This is a genomic window from Campylobacter massiliensis (genome assembly GCF_014253065.1).
GTDB classification, from domain to species: domain Bacteria; phylum Campylobacterota; class Campylobacteria; order Campylobacterales; family Campylobacteraceae; genus Campylobacter_A; species Campylobacter_A massiliensis.
The window spans coordinates 1,012,699-1,030,964 of the sequence record NZ_JACLZK010000001.1; the positions used below are offsets into that span (position 1 = coordinate 1,012,699).

Here is an 18,266-nt window from a genome sequence, read left to right on the forward strand (position 1 = left end):
CTAAAATGAAGAAAATTTTGCTCGTTAGCGACGACGCCCAGATGCAAATAAATCTCAACGCCGCGCTTTACCGCTTTAACATCCGCATAGTTCGCTTTGAAAATTTAAGCGAGCTAAAAGAGGATTACTACAACGGCAACCGCTACATCTTTTACGTTATCGACGTAAAGACGAAGGATCTGGCGAATTTCGAGTCAGTCAAATTTCTGCGAGATAACGGGAGCCTAACTCCCGTTATGATCCTTGTAGACAAGGCAATACCAGCGCTTTATAAGAAAATTTACTACGCCAAATACGACGATTTTATGGTTAAGCCGTTTTTGCCGGAGGAGTTTTTGTTTCGGGTATTTAGAAACTGCCGAATTTTGCTCGGAAGCAAATTTGAGCTAAAAAACGGCGCTATCTACGACAAAAACAGTCTCACGCTGCACATAAACGGCACAAATATAATGCTCGGCAAAAAAGAGGGATTGTTTTTAGAAATTTTAGCTAAAAACGCCCCGCACGTAGTAACGATCCAAGAGCTTGAGTGGAGTATCTATAAGGACGAAGAGGTCTCGTCCGATCGCCTGCGCTCGCTCGTGCGCCAACTACGTGCGAAACTACCCTTTGAGCTAATCAAAACCGTGCGCAGTATCGGGTATAGTTTGGAGGAGTAGCTAAAGCTTAGGCAGGATCACCTCTTTTTGCGCGAGCCTTTCAAAGGTGCAGACGTCGCCGTAAATTTTAGCCAGCAGTTCGTCGTTTAAGACCTGCGCGACGCTACCTTTTGAGACGATCCGCCCATCGCGGAAGACTATCACTTCGTCGCAAAACCAAAGGATGTGGTTTGGCTCGTGCGTGCAGATGACGATCGTCTTGCCGCCCGCAGCGATCTTTTTTAAAATTTTCCAAAGCGTGATTTGGTTTTTAAAATCAAGCGCGGACGTGGGCTCGTCAAGCAGTATGAGCGGCGTATCCTGCGCAAGCGCCCTAGCGATAAAAACTAGCTGCCGCTGCCCGCCGCTAAGCTCGTTCATCTTTTTATCCGCTAGATGCGAGATACCGATAAACTCCATCGCTTCGCTCACCGCCCTTTTGTCCTCTTTGCTAAAGCCAAACAGGCTCTTTACGTGCGTGGAGCGCCCCATCAGGACGATGTCTCGTACGAAAAACGGAAAATGCAGCTCGGTATGCTGCGCGACGTACGCGATGTTTTTAGCCATCCACGCGGGGCTTTTGTGCTTCGTGTTTTGCGAATCAACGTAAATTTCACCGCCTTTGATACTTAGAAATTTCATACAGCAGTTAAAAAACGTGCTCTTGCCGCTGCCGTTAGTGCCCAAAAGCCCGCATATACTGCCTCTTTTGATCTCGATGCTTACGTCTTCGAGCCCAAATCCGCCGTAGCTAAAGGATAAATTTTTCGTTTGCAGTATCATTTTAGCAGCTCCTTTGCCTTGCTTCTTAAAAGCGCGATGAGAAAGGGTGCGCCCACCAAAGAGGTTATGATGCCCACGGGAATCTCGGCCATCGCTACCGTGCGCGCGAGCGTGTCACATACGAGCAGATAGAGCGCTCCTATGAGCCCCGATAGCGGCAGCACCCATCTGTTATCAGGTCCGCTTATGAGGCGCGCTACGTGAGGCATTATAAGCCCGATCCACGCGATGATGCCCACATTTGCCACGCACACGGCGGTCATCAAGGTAGCGATCGTTATAAAGATAAGCTTGTATTTTTCGGGGTTTATGCCGAGGCTTCTTGCCTGATCGTCGCCTAGGCTTAGTAAATTTAACTTCCACGCAAGCGTGCAAAGCGCCAAAAAGCAAACTCCCGTGACCGAGGCGATCTCGCCTAGGCTTTGCCATTTGGAGTAGTACAGCCCGCCCATCATCCAAAATGTAATCTCTCTTAGCTGCGCGTCCTCGCTGACATATTTTACGATCGATACGCACGCCGAAAATATCGAGCTTACGATGACGCCCGACAGGATAAGTCCCACCACAGGCACTATGCCGCCGTTTTTTGCGAGCGTATAGGATAAAAACACCGCAAAAAACGAAAAAGCAAACGCGCTTAAAGCGATATTAAAAAATATGCCGGAAAACAGTATCGCTAGCGCCGCACCCAGGGCCGCTCCCGAGCTAGCTCCCAGTATAAAAGGCTCCACAAGCGGGTTTTTAAAGCAGGCCTGATATATCGCGCCCGCGTTTGAAAGCGCGAAGCCCACTATCACGGCGGTTAAAATTCTAGGCATTCTGATTTCAAAGATGACGGTTTGATCCATCTTAGAGATGCCTGCGGCGGGGATGTCAAAAATTTTCAAATTTAAAACGTCTAAAATTTTAGCGATCGAAATTTTATAATCCCCGAGCATGAGCGCGGCGATCATGCAGAGCAAAAGCGCGCCCAAAAGAACGAATAAAAATAGTAAATTTGACTTAAAAGCGCCGGGCTTAAAAGTCATACTCTACCGTCCAGTCTAAAATTTGCTCGCTTCTAAGCGCCTTTGCCTGCTCCTCGCTCACGCCGTAAACGTCTTTGTAAAAGTCGATGACGAATTTATGAACCTTGATATCCGAAAAGAGCTGCGGATAGGCCGCTTTTGCGATTATGAGGATATCTATCGGATACTCCACGCGGCGCGCGCAGTTCATCGGCGACCACGGCATGGCGTAAACGCGCTTGTTTTTGATCGCTTTTAACTCCTCTAGCTTTTCAAAATCTGCTGAATTTAAAAGCTCGCTTGCAGGGTGGTAGCCGTTTGAGGTCGGTAGCACGATGACGTCGGGATCTATCGCGTAAAGCTGCTCGGTGCTTAGAATCACGTTTGAGCCGTCGCCTCTAAAGGCGTTTTTAGCGCCCGCGATCTTTTCGATGATGAAGGATTCGGGGGTATTTACGCCGTAAGCGCTCGCCACGCCGCCGTTTTTGCGGATATTTGGATTAAGCCCCATGTAGAGCATGCTGACCTTCTCGTCGTCTTTTAAATTTGCCGTGCGCTCCTGCACGAGTTTTTGCGTTTTGTCGAGGTATTCAAAGAGCTTTAGGGCCTTGTCCTTCTGCCCAAATATCTCTCCTAGCACCCGCATCTCCTCTTGCATAGTTGCGATTTCAGCACCTCTTGGAGCATAGATCACCACAAGCGGAATTCCTAGCGCCTCGATAGTCGCGATCGTTTTTTCCACGGCGTCTTTATTTGAGCCGCGTAGCGTGCAGTCTCCGATACGAAGGATCACTAGCTGCGGGTTTTCGTTCGCCAAGGCTTCAAAATTTATGACGTTTCCTTGCGGAGAATTTACGCATGGCAGGTCATTTAGCCACGGGTGCAGATACTTCATGACGTTCCACCCGCGAAGTGTGTAGTTTTCGCCCGCTTTTGTGGTGAAGTCGTATTTGTAATCTCGCTTCATAGACCACGAGCCGATGAGCTTGACCTTATCGATCACGCCAAGATGCGTCATGACGCTCTCGACGAACCCGTCGTCGATCGTAGCGACTCTTTCAAGCGGGGAGGCGATCTTGATCTCCGCGCCGCGCATATCTTTGACGCTAAACTCGCCGCCAAACGCTAGGCTAAGCGCTAGTAAAAAGCCGAGTAGAAATTTCATAAAAGCTCCTTTTTGAGAAGGTAAATTTAACCTCGTCATTATAGCCTAGTATGATGAAATTTAAATTAATATTACTGTAGGGCTACAAAAACATAAAATTTAAAATAAGCCGTTTTGGGTATAATTTTCAAAAATTTCGGAGCGGTAAAATGGACAGAAAAGAGCTTCTAGGCGGCGTAAAACGCATCGTCGTAAAGGTCGGCACCTCGACGCTAGCAAACGCGGACGGTTCGCTAAACGAGGATAAAATCAAACAAATCGTGGCAAATTTAAGCGAACTAAACGAAAACGCAGAAGTGGTCTTCGTAACCTCGGGCGCCGTGGGTGCGGGCATGGGGCAGATGAAACTCGCGCACAAGCCAAAATCCATCGTCGAAAAGCAAGCTCTGGCGGCCATCGGGCAGGTTTCGCTCATACATCTTTATCAAATTTTATTTTGGGCGCACGGCAAGACGATCGCGCAGCTACTGCTGACCAAAGACGACTTTAGCGACCGCCGCCGCTACCTAAATATGCGCAGCGTCCTACGCTCCTTGCTCGCTAAAAAAATCATCCCCGTCATCAATGAAAACGACCCCGTCGTGGGCGAGGGCATCAAGGGCGTAAAAGTCGGCGACAACGACACGCTAAGCGCGCTGGTTGCGGGGCTAATCGAGGCTGATTTGCTCGTGATTTTGACCGATATCGACGGGCTATACGACAAAAATCCAAGCGTTTTTGCGGACGCTAAATTTATAAATTTGGTCGAAAATTTAGATGACGGCATCAGAGCGGCTGCGGGCGCGGAGGGTAGTAAATTTGGCACCGGCGGCATGCGCACTAAAATCACCGCAGCCGAGATGACGACCAAAAACGGCACTCATCTCATCATCGCAAACGGCTCCGACCCGCGAAATATCGTGCGAGCAGCGCAGGGCAGCGAGGTCGGGACGCTATTTTTGGCGGGCAAAAACAGGATAAATTCGCGTAAATATTGGCTCGCCTATTCGGCCGCAGATAACGGCTCCGTCGCGATCGACGCAGGCGCGGCGAAGGCGCTAAAAGAGGGCAAAAGCCTGCTAGCAGTCGGCATTGCCGAGGTCGTGGGTGAGTTTGAGCGCGGCGAAACGCTCGCTATCAAAGACGCAAACGGTCTGGCGCTAGCCCGCGGCATAACAAACTACTCATCGGCCGAGCTAGCTCTCATAAAAGGGCGCAAGAGCGAGGAGATCGAGGCGGTTCTGGGCTACAAATACGAGGACGAGGCGCTGCACATCGACAACATCGCGCTGATTTAGGTCAAATTTGGCGATTATTTGCGGCGAAATTTGGTCGTATCGGCGTCAAATTTGCGCTAAATTTAGAGCAAATTTTGTTGCATGGCGGGTGAAATTTGAGCGGACGTGGCGGCTAAATTTGATCAAATTTAGCCGCTCAAGCCAACCGCGCGGTCGCCGCTAAGTTTGACGGTTGATTTTTGAGCGCGCTTTAAAATATGGATAAATTTAAGGAAAATGATGAACGAAAAAGAAGCGGCGAAAACCAAATTCGGGCGTGACTCTGCGGCGCGTAAAAGCTTGTTTGAGAGAGCGATTTTAGCAGGCTGGGCGCCGTTTTCGCTCGGGGTCTTATTTTTTGCGGCACTTGGGATCTGGGCGTTAAATTTGAGCCCTGACGAGATCTTAGAGCTTAAATTTTGGCTGCCTTTTATCTACGGCGTGCGTGTTTTTGCACCGTTTTTAGACGACTTTACAAACAACGGCGCGAGCCTAAACGTGATTGCTTTTTACGCCTGCGCTGCGCCGTTTTGGATCTGTTTTTTCGCCGCCGTTTTTTGCCTAAACTACGGCCGTGCGGACGTCGGAGGCGTAAATTTGATCGTCGTGGCCGCGAAATTCCTTGTGCTTGGCGGATTTTGCTTTCTCGCGCTTAGCGGGCTGCTCTTTGCGCCGGAGGGGATGGGCGGCAGATGGGGCATTTACGTGCGATTTGACGACTACGCCCTCGCAAACGACAGCGCGCTTTACAACCTGGCCGCCGGGCTGGGTATCGGCTTCGTGTTTGCGAGCTTTGCACACGTGGCGTGCGATTTGATTTATAGATTACGAGGCGGCCAGCGGGAGTGAGCCGCTTTACTCGCTACCGTTTTTCTATCGCGCCCGGATTTTCGGTGCTAAATTTAAGCGATATAAACCCGACTGCGCCCGAAACTACCGAACCTAGCAAGATAGCAAGCTTGTCGGTGTAGGCAAATACGTCCGTGTCGTCGTAGGCTAAGCCGTTAACAAAAAGGCTCATCGTAAATCCTACGCCGCAAAGCACGGCGATGCCGTAAAGCTGGATGAAATTTGAGCCTTCTGGCAGCTTGGCTAGCTTAAATTTGATCGCTAAAAAGCTAAAAGAAAATACTCCGATCTGCTTGCCGACGAAAAGCCCCAGCGCCGTGCCTAGCGCGACCGGAGACAAAATCTCGTCCAGTCCGACGCCTCGCAACGAGATGCCTGCGTTTACGAAGGCAAATATCGGTAGCACGCCAAACGCCACCCAGCCGTGCAGGTCGTGCTCGATGCTTTTTAGCATAGATTTGCCGGGCTCGTCTTTAAAGCTAAGCGGTATGAAAAAGGCCGCCACGACGCCGGCAAGCGTGGCGTGAACGCCTGATTTTAGCACCACTACCCACATTACCGCGCCTACGATCAGATACGCCGCCTTGCTCTTTACGCCGAGTCTGTTTAATGCGAAAAGCGCGGCTAGGCAAACGCTCGCGACCGCAAGCATTTGGGCGCTAAGCTCGCTCGTGTAAAATAGCGCGATAATCACGATCGCGCAAAGGTCGTCGACGATGGCTAGCGTCATGAGGAAAATTTTTAAACTAGTCGGTACGCGAGGCCCAAGTAGGCTCAAAATCCCCAGAGCAAACGCGATGTCCGTCGCCGTCGGTATCGCCCAACCGCCAAGCGCGAAGGAGTCGTGTTTCGTAAAAAGATAAAAGATAACCGCGGGCACTATCAGGCCGCCTGCCGCGCCGATCGCTGGCAGCGCGATTTTCGACGGATTTTTTAGCTCGCCCTCCAGAACCTCGCGCTTTAGCTCGAGTCCGATGAGAAAGAAAAATACCGCCATCAACCCGTCGTTCACCCACAAGATTAGGGGCTTGCTTAGTCCGTATTCGCCGAAGCTCACGGTAAATTTGGTCTTTAAAAATTCGTTGTAAAAATCGCTCAAAAACGTGTTTTGACACAGTAGCGCCGCGACCGTAGCGATCATCAGCAAAATCCCGCCGCTGGCTTCGTGTTTTAAAAACTCTTTTATCCCGCCCATTCTGCCTTCTTTTCGTAATTTTGGCGATTATAGCGTATTTTTACGCTCGCATAAAATTCGGGCGAATTTGGCTATAATCAAGTCAAATTTAAAGCTAAAATTTGGTAGACGCATCGCTAAATTTTGCTTTGTCGCGCTACTCTTTGCACCCAAGAGAGGGCGCTTTATAAATTAAGGAGCGAAAATGAATGAAATTTTAGATATCTGTAAGCGCGCAAAGGCCGCTTGCGGCGATCTTTTGAGACTTGGTAGCAAGGCTAAATTTGAAATTTTAAACGCCGTAGCGGACGAGCTACTGACGCAAAAAGAGGCTATAAAAGCGGCGAACGCCAAAGACCTTGCAAACGGCGAGAAATCGGGGCTTAGTGCGGCGCTGCTAGACCGCTTAAGACTAACCGACGCTCGTATCGAGGCTATGGCGCAGGGCGTGCGCGAGGTGGCGGGCTTCGCCGAAGTCGTGGGCGAAAATCTAGGCGGCTGGAGCCATCCAAACGGCATGCAAATCAGCCGAGTGCGCGTGCCGCTGGGGGTGCTTGGCATCATCTACGAGAGCCGTCCAAACGTCAGCATCGACGCGGCGGCTTTGGCGCTAAAAAGCGGCAACGCGGCGATCCTGCGAGGAAGCGCCAGCGCGCTAAATTCAAACATTTTTTTAGTAAATTTATTTAACGAAGCGGGGGCTAAATTTGGCCTTCCAAAAGGCGCCGTGCAGCTCGTGGAGAGCGCCGAACGCGAAGTAGTGGCGAAAATGGCGAAAATGAGCGAGTATATCGACGTTTTGATACCGCGCGGCGGCAAGAGCTTAAAAGACTTTATAGCGCAAAACGCGACCGTGCCGATCATCATGACGGGCGCGGGGGTCTGCCACATATTCGTCGATGAGAGTGCAAATTTAAAGCAGGCCGCAAAGATAATCAAAAATGCCAAAACCCAGCGCCCAAGCGTCTGTAACGCCGTTGAGTGCGTGCTTTTACATGAGCGCGTGGCGGGCGAAATTTTGCCTGAGCTGCTGCGCGAAATGCCCGAAGTCGAGTTTCGCGTGAGCGAGCAGCTGCTAGATGCGTGCAAGTCGGAGTTGCGCGGTTTGGCAAACGTTAATCTTGCAGGCGAGGGCGACTTTGGCGCCGAGTTTTTGGATCTCGTTTTGTCCGTACGCGCCGTGCGGGATACGAACGAGGCGATCAGCTTTATAAATGCGCATTCCAGCGGGCATTCGGACGCGATTTTGAGCGAAAACTACGCAAACGTCGAGCGATTTTTAAACGAGGTCGGTAGCGCGGTCGTCTACGCCAACGCCTCGACGCGTTTTAGCGACGGTAGCGAGTTTGGATTTGGCGGCGAGATCGGCATCAGCACGCAAAAACTGCACGCCAGAGGACCGATGGGGGTGAGGGAGCTTACGACTTACAAATATATCGTCCGCGGAGATTATCAAACGCGTTAGTGGCTTGTCTTTTGAGCGCTTTTGAGAGAGATTTGAAATTTTAAGTCTGCGGCAGACTATCTTTGCTTCGCTTTGCTCGCAACTGCAAGCAGAGGTCTAGCCTCGACTTAAAATTTCTACACAACTCTCAAAATCATCTCACGATACTTCGCCTTATCGTTTCGCGTTCAAATTTGGTGTCAAATTTAAAGCCGAATTAGTATTTTTTCGGTGCGACAAAATATCGAGATTTGCGACATCGACGGGGACTTTTTTGGCGATGAAATTTGACCCGTCGCAAGTCGGCGCACAGGCACGCAAAGGCGAAATTTATGCTAAAATCGGCGTAAATTTAAAGGAAACCGATGAAAAAACTAAAATTTATCTTTGCTCTTGCCGCGGCGTTTATTTTTAGCGGTTGCTACGAGACGACGCTGCTTACTCGCGTGCCGATCTCTGCGCTTGTTTCGGACAAAGGCGCGGACGTGAAATCCACGCTCGTGCTAACGGACGTAACACCGCAGACGCACGACGAAAAAGTAGTAACGGATAACGTGCGTGTTTTTGTTCCCGACGCAAAATTTAAGGATTTCCCGACCGGGCAGAGCGCCTACGAGATGAGCGTGAGGGCCGGCAAGGGCGAAAAAGGCGGCAAAAATTCGGACAAACTCGCCGTACGCATCTATCTGGACGAGTACGGCGGCATCTACGGCAAGCTTAGCAAAAACATACTCGAGCAGTATGCGGGCGCGGCGAAACAGGGTGAAGCGCCGACGCTAAAAGCGGCGATCAAATTTGAAAACAACACGAACGGCGTTTATGAGCTGGTCGTCGGCAACGAGTTTAAGGCGAGCGACGAGGCGCAGACGGGCGGCGTTTATACCTTGGCGCCTGGGCAGGTTACGGGCGCGATCTGGGCGGATAGCGCGGCGGTACGCGACGCGGTCGCGGGCAAAGCGGTCAAAATCGGAACTTTAAAAAAGGCGGCAAAATGAAAAATCCTAAAATCGGCTTTATCGGCGGCGGAAATATGGGCGGCGCGATGATCGAAAATTTGGCGCAAAGGCTGGGCGGCAAGAGTGTGTTCGTCTATGCTAGGAGTAAAACGGCGGCACTGCGCGAAAAATGCGGCGTAAACGCCTGCAAGAGCGAAGCTGCGGTCGCTTCGGCGGCCGATATCACGGTGTTAGCGACCAAGCCCGCGGCGTATGAGGGTATATTAAATTTGATAAAAGACGCGGCTCGGGGCAAGGTTATAGTCACGCTTGCGCCGAGCTTTAGCCTAGAGCAAAGCGCGCAAATTTTGGGCACGCAGGCCAAGGTCGCGCGCGCGATGCCAAACACTCCCGCGGCTATCGCAGAGGGCGTAAGCGCGCTGTGTTTTAACGAAAATTTAAGCGCGGACGAGCGAGCGGCGGTGCGAGAGATTTTTGAAAATTTCGGCGCCGTTTATGAGCTCGAGGAGGCTAAATTTGCCGCATTTACCGGCATCGCGGGTAGCCTGCCGGCCTATGTTTTTATGTTTATCGAGGCGGCGGCGGACGCGGGAGTGCTTGAGGGGCTTCCTAGAGCGCTGGCGTACGAAGCCGTCGCGGCTAGCGTCGCGGGCTCGGCGCGACTAATGCTAAAAAGCGGTAAACATCCCGCAGCTCTAAAGGACGAAATCTGCTCGCCCGGCGGTACGACGATAGAAGCGGTCAAAGCGCTGGAAAACGGCGGATTTCGCGCGGCGGTGATAGATGCGGTGGGCGCGTGCGTGAAAAAGGCGCGTGCTAAGTAAATTTACTGCTTTAGCCGACGCTTAAAAACGATTTTTAGAGTTTAAAGGCGTGGAATTTTGCTTATAGACGCGACCTGTTCTAGATTACGAGTTAAATTTAAAAATTCTAATCAAAATTTTAATTTTCGTAAAATTTAAAATTTAACTTATATCTCGGTCCTGTCGATATTTGAGCCGATTTTGTATCCGAAATTTATATCATTTAAAAAATTAAATCCGAAATTTTGATATAAATTTATTTTATCTTAAACTTTTTTTGCATAAAATCACCGCCAAATTTTACTCGAAAGGTACGCTATGAAAAACGATATGTGCGACATGTGTTGTTGCGAAATGAAAAGCTAGGGCGCTAGGCACGAATATCTTTTTAAGTGCTTAGCAGGTCGCTAAACATTTAAAAAGATATTTTCAACTCCGCGCTCGCGGGCCTTTTTAGATGAATAGCCAACGATAAATTTAAAAAGGACAAAAAATGAAAAAACTACTAAAATCTTCTCTGCTTGCTTTGGCGAGCCTCGCTCTTTTAACCGGTGCAAATGCAAAAACTCTCGAAAACGGCGTTTTGAAAATCGCGACCGAAGGCACGTATTCGCCCTACTCATACCATGACAAAAACGACGCGCTAACGGGCTACGACGTCGAAGTAGCGCGCGAAGTCGCTAAGAAGTTAAATTTAAAAGCGGAATTCATCGAAGCCCCGTGGGACGCGATGCTGGCGGCATTTGATGCGGGCAAGGCCGACATAGTGTTTAATCAGGTAAGTATCACGGACGAGCGCAAGAAAAAATACGACTATACCGCTCCATACACCGTCGCCTACGCCGCGCTAGTCACTCACAAAGACAATAACGAAATCAAAAGCTTCGAGGATCTAAAAGGCAAGAAAAGCGCGCATTCTGCAACTAGCAACTGGGCCGGTATCGCGCAAAAATACGGCGCGCAGATCGTCACCGTAGACGGCTTTAGCAAGGGCGTGGAGCTCATCATCAGCCGCCGTGCGGATGCGACGATAAACGACAGCGTGACCTTCTACGATTATATAAATCAGCGTCCAAACGCCCCGTTAAAAATAGCCGCTAGCGGCAGTGAGCCGATCTACTCCGCAGCCATCGTAAAAAAGGGCAACGAAGAGCTCGTAAACGACGTAAACAAGGCCCTTGGCGAACTAAAAAGCGAAGGCAAGCTAAAAGAAATTTCGGTAAAATACTTCGGTAAAGATATCTCGGAGTAAATTTTACCCGCATAAAAGCAGCTAAATTTAAAGGATAAAAGATGATTTCAAAACTACTAAAATTTTTGGCTCTGGGCGCGTTTTTGACGCTAAATTTAAACGCCAAAACCATAAAAGAGGGCGTTTTAACGATCGCTACGGAAGGCACTTATGCGCCGTTTTCATACTACGACGATAAAAACGAGCTAAAGGGCTACGACGTCGATATCGCCCGCGAAGTCGCTAAGAAGCTAAATTTAAAGATCGAGTTCTTAACCGCTCCGTGGGACGCGATGCTCGCGGCATTTGATGCAGGTAAGGCCGATGCGGTATTTAATCAAGTAAGCGTTACCGATGAGCGCAAGAAAAAATACGACTACGCACAGCCCTATACCGTCGTGCACGGCGCCATCATCACGCACAAAGATAACGACGATATCAAAAGCTTTGATGATCTAAAAGGTAAGAAAAACGCAGACTCCGCTACCAGCAACTGGGCGAAGGTGGCCGCTAGCTACGGAGCGCAAAACGTCACGGTCGATAGCTTTAGCAAGAGCATGGAGCTTCTCGTTAGCAAGCGCGTAGATACCGTCGTGCGCGATAATATCGTATTTTACGACTTCATCAAGCAGCGCCCGGGAGCTCCGGTTAAAATAGCCGCCGAGGGAAGCGATACCGACTATACCGCGCCTATCGTGCAAAAGGGCAATATGGAACTTGCCGATCAGATCAGCAAGGCGATAGAGGAGCTAAAAAACGAAGGCAAGCTGGCTGAAATTTCGATCAGGTATTTCGGCAAAGATGTCTCGCGGTAGATGGCGATGAACGAATTTGACCGTATAAGCGAGCTTTTGCTAAGCTCGCTACAACCTATGGCGCTGGCGATGATAAAAGTGACGCTGCCTCTTACGGCGATCTCCTTTTCGCTGGGACTTCTTATCGCGGTGCTAACGGCGATCGCGCGCATAGCAAATATCAAAATTTTAAAGCAACTTAGCGAGTTTTATATCTGGATATTTCGCGGCACGCCGCTTTTGGTGCAGCTTTTTATCGTATATTTCGGTCTGCCGATCGTGGGCGTTACGCTTGATGTCTGGAGCGCGGCTATTATCACCTTTAGCCTAAATATCGGCGCTTACGCTTCCGAGGCCGTCAGAGCGGCCGTACTTTCGGTGCCTAAAGGTCAGTGGGAGGCCGCCACGGCGCTTGGTATGAGCTACGCGCAAATTTTACGCCGTATCATCGCTCCGCAAGCCGCGCGTATCTCACTGCCTCCACTTTCAAATATCTTTATCAGCACGCTAAAAGACACCTCGCTTGCAGCTTCTATCACGATGGTCGATATGTTTATGGTCGCTCAGCGCATCGCCGCGCGCACCTTCGATCCGCTTACGCTTTACGTGCTCGCCGCGCTTTTTTACTTGATAGTCTGCACCTTTTTGACGTTTCTGCAAGCTAGGCTCGAGAAAAGATTTTCAAGGTACGTGTGATGATAAAATTTAAAAATTTGACTAAGAAATTCGGCGATAATGTCGTTTTAAACGGCTTAAATTTAGAATTTAAAGACGGGCAGACTACGGTTATTTTAGGAAGCTCGGGCTCTGGTAAATCAACCCTGCTGCGTTGCATAAATTTACTCGAGATCCCGGACAGCGGCGAGCTTGAGCTTGGAAGCCATAAGATAAATTTCGCCGGTAAAATTTCGCAAAAAGATATGTTGCCCTTTCGCGAGCACACGGGGATGGTCTTTCAGAGCTTTAATCTATTTCCGCATCTAACGGCTCTACAAAACGTAACCGAAGGCCCCGTGCAGGTGCTGAAAATCCCGAAAGAGCAGGCAGAAATTGAGGCTCTGGCTCTACTTGAAAAGGTCGGGCTAAAGGGCAAGGAGCACGAGTATCCAAGCAGGCTCTCGGGCGGTCAATCCCAGCGAGTGGCGATAGCGCGAGCGCTTGCGATGAAGCCGTATTTTTTGCTTTTGGACGAGCCTACGAGCGCGCTTGATCCGGAGCTTGAGGCCGAGGTTTTGAAAGTCATCGGCGGCCTTAGCAAGGAGCGCGACTCGCTGATCATCGTCACGCACAATATGAACTTCGCTCGCAAAGTCGCGGATAGAATTTTATTTTTAGAGTGCGGCAATATCGAATTTGACGGTACGGCGGAGGAGTTTTTCGGTAGCGATTCGCCGCGCATAGTTAAATTTATCTCGGCGATGGATTTTTAAATTTAAAAGGAAAAAAATGAAAATAGATACGCTAATCGTAAAAGGTATCGAAGCTAAAAACAACCCTCACGGCGCGGTCGTTCCGCCTATTTATCTAGCCACGACGTTTGCGCAAGACGGCTTGGACGACTTTCAAAAGTATGCTTATTCTCGTAGCGCAAATCCGACGCGAAATGCATTTGAGGAGCTTTTCGCCAAATTTGAAGACAGCAAATACGCCTTTGCTTTGGCTTCGGGCATGGCGGCGACCTCGGCGGTTTTTAATCTGCTAAAAAGCGGCGACAAAGTGCTTTTAAATAGCAATGTTTACGGCGGCACTTACCGCTACGCAAACGGTATTTTTGCAAATTTCGGGATCAAATTCGAACTCGTCGACGATCTAAATAAAATCTCTCGTTTGGATGAGGACGTTAAGATGATATTTATCGAGACGCCGTCAAATCCGCTACTGCGAGTAACGGATATCGCCAGACTAGCCGAGCTGGCTCGTAAAAACGGCGCGCTTGTCGTCGTCGATAATACTTTTTTGACGCCGTATTATCAAAAAGCGCTAAAATTCGGTGCCGATATCGTCGTTTATAGCGCGACGAAATACATCGGCGGGCATGCAGACGTAATCGCCGGAGTCGTAACGACCGATAACGATGCGCTAGCAGAGCGTATAGCTTTCATGAAAAATACTCTAGGCGCGACGCTAAGCCCCGCAGATGCTTATAATCTAATAAGAGGCCTCAAAACTCTTAGCGTGAGATTTGATAGACAAAGCGAAAATACGCTAAAAATCGTAGAATTTTTAGAAAAAAACTCGGCCGTTAAAACCGTGTATTACGCAGGTTCATTTTCGGCCGAGGAAAAACGCATCCAAAACGCCCAAGCTAGCGGTATCGGCGCGCTAATCTCGCTGGAGCTAAAGGATGGCTACGACTATAAAATTTTTGCTAAAAGTCTAGAACTTTTTGACCTGGCCGTTAGTCTTGGCGGCGTAGAGAGTCTAATCTGCCATCCGGCCTCAATGACTCATGAATCTTATTCGCAGGATTTACAAGCTAAAATCGGCATTACTCAAGGTTTGCTACGCCTTGCCGTCGGTATAGAAAATTCGGATGATTTGATCGCGGATATAGCTCAGGCGATAAAGAAGGCTAAAATTTAACTTTGCTTGCTATCTTGGCGCCCTTTCTCGCTCGGGCTAAATTTATCAAATTTAGCCTTGGGCTAGGCGGGCAAAATGGGCGCGCCTAGTTTGCTAAAGCGGCACCCGGCTCCAAGGCGGGCGAATTTATAAATTGTCGCCAAATCAGTCCGTGGCTATTTTGCTTTAAACAAACTAGCAAAAATCCCGACGCCTAAAACACCCAAGATAACCCACAAACTAGCCTGCGCCGAAATCTTAAGTCCGTGATGAAAGATATGCGCGGAAGCGTTTAGGTTGGGGAGATTTTCAAATTTTAGCGATTTTATTTAAGCTGATGTCGTTTGGGCGGCCGGGTTTAATTGAGCCGAGTAAAATCAAAATTTGGCGCTAATTTTGTATGTCGAATTCGTAAGATACGGCTCAAAAACTCAAGGCTAAATTTGACTTCGCAACACCGAGGCAAAGCAGGTTCGCTCTGCCTCGGGGCAAATATTTAGCGCGGTTTAAAACGGCTTATACACCATCATCCAGATGATGATAACCATCGCGATAGTCGGCACTTCGTTGTAAGCGCGAAAGAACATGCCGCTCTTGTTACAGCGTTTCTCGCGCAGCTGCACCATATAGCGGCCAAGATCTAGATGAAACGCCGCGAGAATAACGACGACGGTGAGCTTGACGTGCACGTAGCCGCTACGCAAAAGCTCAGGCATCGCGACGATGATCAAAATACCCGTCAAAAACGTGCCGATCAGCGCGACCCAACCGATGTAGTGGTACATCTTATACTCCTGCACCTCAACCACGCGCACGAAGTCTGGCTTGTCCATATTCTCCGCGTGATAGACGTAGAGGCGCGGCTGATAGAACAAAAACGCCATCCACGAGATGAAACACAAGTAGTGGAAATACTTGATGAGGTTGTAATACTCTGCCATTTTTTCTCCTTTTAGTTTTTATTTTAACGGCTTGTCTTTTTGCCCTATACTTCGTTACTTTTAAATTCGGCTCGGTCATTACCGACCAGGTAACTCCCGTCGCCAAATTTAAAAGCGCCTCGTCTAGAACAAAAATACTTCGCCTTATCGTTTTACGCTTAAATTTGAAGTTAAATTTTCAAATTTGAGTCGCCCAAACCCGCACCTTGAAAGTGCTAAATTCGGTCGGCAAATTTAAATTTTGTCGCTCAAAAGGGCGCTTTCGTAAAGAGTTGAATTTAACTGTATCAAATTTAACCGACCCTCACCCTAGCAAAATTTCCTTCCTAGCTTCAAATTCCTCTTTGCTTATCGCGCCGCTCTCGTACAGCTCGTAGAGGCGTCTAAGCCGCTCCTCGAGGTCTTGCGCGCGCAGTTTGTCTTTTAGCGCTTCTTTTTTCTGATTTTTCTCGACCACCGCGCCGGTTAAGCGCAGATCAAAGAGCCACCACGCGCCCCAAAGCGCCCAAAATACGCAACCCACGATCGCCCAAGCTAGGCTATATCCGATGAAAAACAGCGCCATCATCGCAAAGCCGCTCACGAATTTGCCCAGATAAAATCTATGCCCGCCAAACCAGCCCGTAAGCAACCAAAGCGCGTAGGCTATATAAACGTTATCGCCCATTTTTAGCCCCTTTTCGTCCCGCGGCGAAGCTCTGCCAGAGTATGAGTACGACTCCGACGTCGATCATAACGTCTGCGAGGTTAAAGATCGCAAACTCAAACCACTTGTGCCAGTAGACGTAGTCCACGACGCCGCCGTGAACGAAACGGTCGAGTAAATTTGAACTGCCCGCGCCCAGGATTATACCCGCTCCTAGCGCGTGCTCCTCTAAGATTTCCTTTTTTTGGGCGTCTTGGGTCAAATTTGACTCCGCCTTCGCCGCGGCCCGCGCGTCAAATTTACGCTTAAGCCGCCAGAGCAGATAGCCGCAAACGCCCGCAATCAGCGCTAGCTGGATAAATTTGAGCCATTCGCCAAGAAAAGCAAACATCGAAAATGCCACGCCTCGGTTGTAAGCAAGCACTAGCGAAAAATACTCGCCCTGCCACGAAAAACCGCCCAAAAATATCTGCTTGACCGCCTGATCGAGTGCGAAAACGACGAAAAACGCCGCAAAAAAAACGCCTAAAATTTTAGCCATTTAGCGCTTTTACGAAAAATTTTTCGACCTCGTCCATTCGGGTTTTTAGCGCGTCGGCGCACTTGCCTTCAATCAAAAGCCTGATGAGGTTTTCGGTGCCCGAGTAGCGAAATAGCGAGCGGATGCCCCCTTTTGCGAGGCTTGCTTCAAGCTCTTTTAGCCCTGCGATGCTTTCAAGCGGCTTTTTCTCTGTTATCTTTAAATTTAGCAAAATTTGCGGATACGGTTTTATTTCGCTTAAAATTTCGCTCGCTTTTTTGCCTTTTTTTAGCACCAGTGCCGCAAACTGCAGTGCCGCCACGAGCCCGTCGCCCGTTTTTGCGTAGTCGCTAAATATGATGTGACCGCTTTGTTCGCCACCAAAATTCGTGCCGTTTTCTTTCATCTTTTCAAGCACGTATTTGTCGCCGACATTTGCGCGCAGGAGTTTGATTTTGTGGGATTTTAGATAGTCTTCGAGTGCCGCGTTACTCATCACCGTAGCCACGACCGCACCGCCTTTTAGGGCTTTGTTTTCTTGTAAAAATGCCGCCATGACGCCTAGCAAACTATCGCCGTTTGCCACCTCGCCGCACTCATCGACGACCACGAGTCTGTCGGCGTCGCCGTCAAGCGCAAAGCCCAGATCGGCCCTTAATCGCACGACCTCGGAGGCTAAATTTTGCGGATAGAGCGCGCCACAGTTTAGGTTTATGTTGCTGCCGTTTGGCTCGTCGTTGATGACGATGGTTTCGGCGCCAAGCTCGCTAAAGATAGTCGGAGCGACCTTATACGCCGCGCCGTTTGCGACGTCTAAAACTACGCGCAGTCCGTGTAGGCTTAGGTTTTTAGGAAATGAGTTTTTGATCTGCACGATATAGCGGCCGATGACGTCGTCAATGCGCTTTGCGGCGCCGATTTCTAGCATCTGTTTTTGCGATCTTTCTATGAGCGCGTCGTCAAAATAAATCTTTTCTATCTGCGCTTCGGCCTCTTCGCTCAGTTTATTGCCTTCGCTGTCGAAAAATTTGATACCGTTGTCGTAGTACGGGTTGTGCGAGGCGCTGATCATAATGCCCGCGTCGCAGCGCATATCTTCGGTCAAAAACGCGATCGCAGGGGTTGGCATCGGGCCGATCTGGCGGACGTTGTAGCCCACGGCCGTGAGCCCCGCGACGATGGCGGTCTCGATCATGTAGCCGCTTTTGCGTGTGTCTTTGCCTAGTAAAATAGTGTTCGTATGCGACGCAAACTGTCTAAAATATATCCCCGCAGCCATAGCAAGTCGCATGGACGTTGAGGCGGAGAGTTTTTCGCCTGCTTTGCCGCGGACGCCGTCGGTACCGAATAGTTTCATCGTTTTTCCTTTTATGACTTAATATCGGCTTGTCTTTTGAGCGTCTTTATAGAAACCCCGCCTGTGGCGTCGCTACGCTGGTTTTGAATGAGTTTAAAATTTTCGCCTTGCGGCGGACTACTTTTGCTTCGCTTTGCTCG

General features: G+C 49.5%; 20 protein-coding genes. 12 read left to right on the plus strand and 8 right to left on the minus strand.

The window, feature by feature from the left end; translation table 11 throughout:
• The first annotated feature begins 5 nt into the window (after nucleotides 1-5).
• Nucleotides 6-659, plus strand: a complete 654-nt coding sequence (locus tag H7R39_RS04770) for a response regulator transcription factor (protein ID WP_124852496.1) — start codon at nucleotides 6-8, stop codon at nucleotides 657-659.
• Here H7R39_RS04770 and H7R39_RS04775 read toward each other — a convergent pair whose 3' ends face one another.
• From H7R39_RS04775 to H7R39_RS04785, 3 genes are read right to left on the minus strand one after another with little or no spacing between them, the layout of a single operon-like run.
• Nucleotides 660-1,421, minus strand: coding sequence for an ABC transporter ATP-binding protein (locus tag H7R39_RS04775; RefSeq protein ID WP_185898177.1), 762 nt, complete (start codon nucleotides 1,419-1,421; stop codon nucleotides 660-662). It abuts the gene before it with no gap.
• Nucleotides 1,418-2,449, minus strand: a complete 1,032-nt coding sequence (locus H7R39_RS04780) for a FecCD family ABC transporter permease (protein ID WP_002944284.1) — start codon at nucleotides 2,447-2,449, stop codon at nucleotides 1,418-1,420. Before H7R39_RS04780 ends, H7R39_RS04775 begins: the two co-directional genes overlap by 4 nt.
• Nucleotides 2,439-3,593, minus strand: a complete 1,155-nt coding sequence (locus H7R39_RS04785) for an ABC transporter substrate-binding protein (protein ID WP_228724727.1) — start codon at nucleotides 3,591-3,593, stop codon at nucleotides 2,439-2,441. The genes H7R39_RS04780 and H7R39_RS04785 overlap by 11 nt, the downstream gene beginning before the upstream one ends.
• Before the next feature lie 149 nt (nucleotides 3,594-3,742).
• Here H7R39_RS04785 and proB point away from each other — a divergent pair, with 149 nt between their 5' ends.
• Nucleotides 3,743-4,870: a glutamate 5-kinase gene (gene proB, locus H7R39_RS04790; RefSeq protein ID WP_185898179.1), complete on the plus strand. Its 1,128-nt coding sequence runs from the start codon at nucleotides 3,743-3,745 to the stop codon at nucleotides 4,868-4,870.
• 219 nt (nucleotides 4,871-5,089) lie between these two features.
• Nucleotides 5,090-5,698 carry a hypothetical protein gene (locus H7R39_RS04795; RefSeq protein WP_185898180.1) on the plus strand — a complete coding sequence of 203 codons (609 nt, stop codon included), beginning with the start codon at nucleotides 5,090-5,092 and terminating at the stop codon, nucleotides 5,696-5,698.
• A gap of 13 nt (nucleotides 5,699-5,711) precedes the next feature.
• Here H7R39_RS04795 and nhaA read toward each other — a convergent pair whose 3' ends face one another.
• Complete coding sequence (gene nhaA, locus H7R39_RS04800) at nucleotides 5,712-6,893, minus strand: Na+/H+ antiporter NhaA (RefSeq protein ID WP_185898181.1); 1,182 nt, start codon at nucleotides 6,891-6,893, stop codon at nucleotides 5,712-5,714.
• A gap of 184 nt (nucleotides 6,894-7,077) precedes the next feature.
• On the opposite strand from nhaA, the gene H7R39_RS04805 reads away from it, so the two are divergent.
• The 9 genes from H7R39_RS04805 (at nucleotide 7,078) to H7R39_RS04840 (ending at nucleotide 14,683) form a co-directional block, all read left to right on the plus strand.
• Nucleotides 7,078-8,337 carry a glutamate-5-semialdehyde dehydrogenase gene (locus H7R39_RS04805; protein WP_185898182.1) on the plus strand — a complete coding sequence of 420 codons (1,260 nt, stop codon included), beginning with the start codon at nucleotides 7,078-7,080 and terminating at the stop codon, nucleotides 8,335-8,337.
• 259 nt (nucleotides 8,338-8,596) lie between these two features.
• Nucleotides 8,597-8,731, plus strand: a complete 135-nt coding sequence (locus H7R39_RS11450; RefSeq protein WP_267454763.1) for a hypothetical protein — start codon at nucleotides 8,597-8,599, stop codon at nucleotides 8,729-8,731.
• A complete protein-coding gene (locus H7R39_RS04810) occupies nucleotides 8,682-9,311 on the plus strand; it encodes a hypothetical protein (protein ID WP_185898183.1) in 630 nt (209 codons plus the stop codon). The genes H7R39_RS11450 and H7R39_RS04810 overlap by 50 nt, the downstream gene beginning before the upstream one ends.
• Nucleotides 9,308-10,096: a pyrroline-5-carboxylate reductase gene (gene proC, locus H7R39_RS04815; protein WP_185898184.1), complete on the plus strand. Its 789-nt coding sequence runs from the start codon at nucleotides 9,308-9,310 to the stop codon at nucleotides 10,094-10,096. The genes H7R39_RS04810 and proC overlap by 4 nt, the downstream gene beginning before the upstream one ends.
• 472 nt (nucleotides 10,097-10,568) lie before the next feature.
• A complete protein-coding gene (locus tag H7R39_RS04820; protein WP_185898185.1) occupies nucleotides 10,569-11,327 on the plus strand; it encodes an amino acid ABC transporter substrate-binding protein in 759 nt (252 codons plus the stop codon).
• A 41-nt stretch (nucleotides 11,328-11,368) separates the two neighbouring features.
• Nucleotides 11,369-12,121, plus strand: coding sequence for an amino acid ABC transporter substrate-binding protein (locus H7R39_RS04825; RefSeq protein ID WP_185898186.1), 753 nt, complete (start codon nucleotides 11,369-11,371; stop codon nucleotides 12,119-12,121).
• A gap of 6 nt (nucleotides 12,122-12,127) precedes the next feature.
• Nucleotides 12,128-12,796, plus strand: a complete 669-nt coding sequence (locus H7R39_RS04830; RefSeq protein ID WP_185898187.1) for an amino acid ABC transporter permease — start codon at nucleotides 12,128-12,130, stop codon at nucleotides 12,794-12,796.
• Nucleotides 12,796-13,530: an amino acid ABC transporter ATP-binding protein gene (locus tag H7R39_RS04835; RefSeq protein WP_185898188.1), complete on the plus strand. Its 735-nt coding sequence runs from the start codon at nucleotides 12,796-12,798 to the stop codon at nucleotides 13,528-13,530. The genes H7R39_RS04830 and H7R39_RS04835 overlap by 1 nt, the downstream gene beginning before the upstream one ends.
• A gap of 16 nt (nucleotides 13,531-13,546) precedes the next feature.
• A complete protein-coding gene (locus H7R39_RS04840) occupies nucleotides 13,547-14,683 on the plus strand; it encodes a trans-sulfuration enzyme family protein (RefSeq protein ID WP_185898189.1) in 1,137 nt (378 codons plus the stop codon).
• Between the two features lie 485 nt (nucleotides 14,684-15,168).
• Here the strand turns inward: H7R39_RS04840 and hemJ are convergent, their stop codons facing one another.
• From hemJ to glmM, 4 genes are all read right to left on the minus strand, one after another.
• On the minus strand, nucleotides 15,169-15,603 hold the full coding sequence (gene hemJ / locus H7R39_RS04845; protein ID WP_002944278.1) for a protoporphyrinogen oxidase HemJ: 435 nt from the start codon (nucleotides 15,601-15,603) through the stop codon (nucleotides 15,169-15,171).
• A gap of 304 nt (nucleotides 15,604-15,907) precedes the next feature.
• On the minus strand, nucleotides 15,908-16,270 hold the full coding sequence (locus H7R39_RS04850; protein WP_185898190.1) for an NINE protein: 363 nt from the start codon (nucleotides 16,268-16,270) through the stop codon (nucleotides 15,908-15,910).
• On the minus strand, nucleotides 16,260-16,790 hold the full coding sequence (locus H7R39_RS04855; RefSeq protein ID WP_185898191.1) for a signal peptidase II: 531 nt from the start codon (nucleotides 16,788-16,790) through the stop codon (nucleotides 16,260-16,262). Before H7R39_RS04855 ends, H7R39_RS04850 begins: the two co-directional genes overlap by 11 nt.
• Nucleotides 16,783-18,126, minus strand: a complete 1,344-nt coding sequence (gene glmM / locus H7R39_RS04860; RefSeq protein ID WP_185898192.1) for a phosphoglucosamine mutase — start codon at nucleotides 18,124-18,126, stop codon at nucleotides 16,783-16,785. The genes H7R39_RS04855 and glmM overlap by 8 nt, the downstream gene beginning before the upstream one ends.
• Nucleotides 18,127-18,266 lie beyond the last annotated feature (140 nt).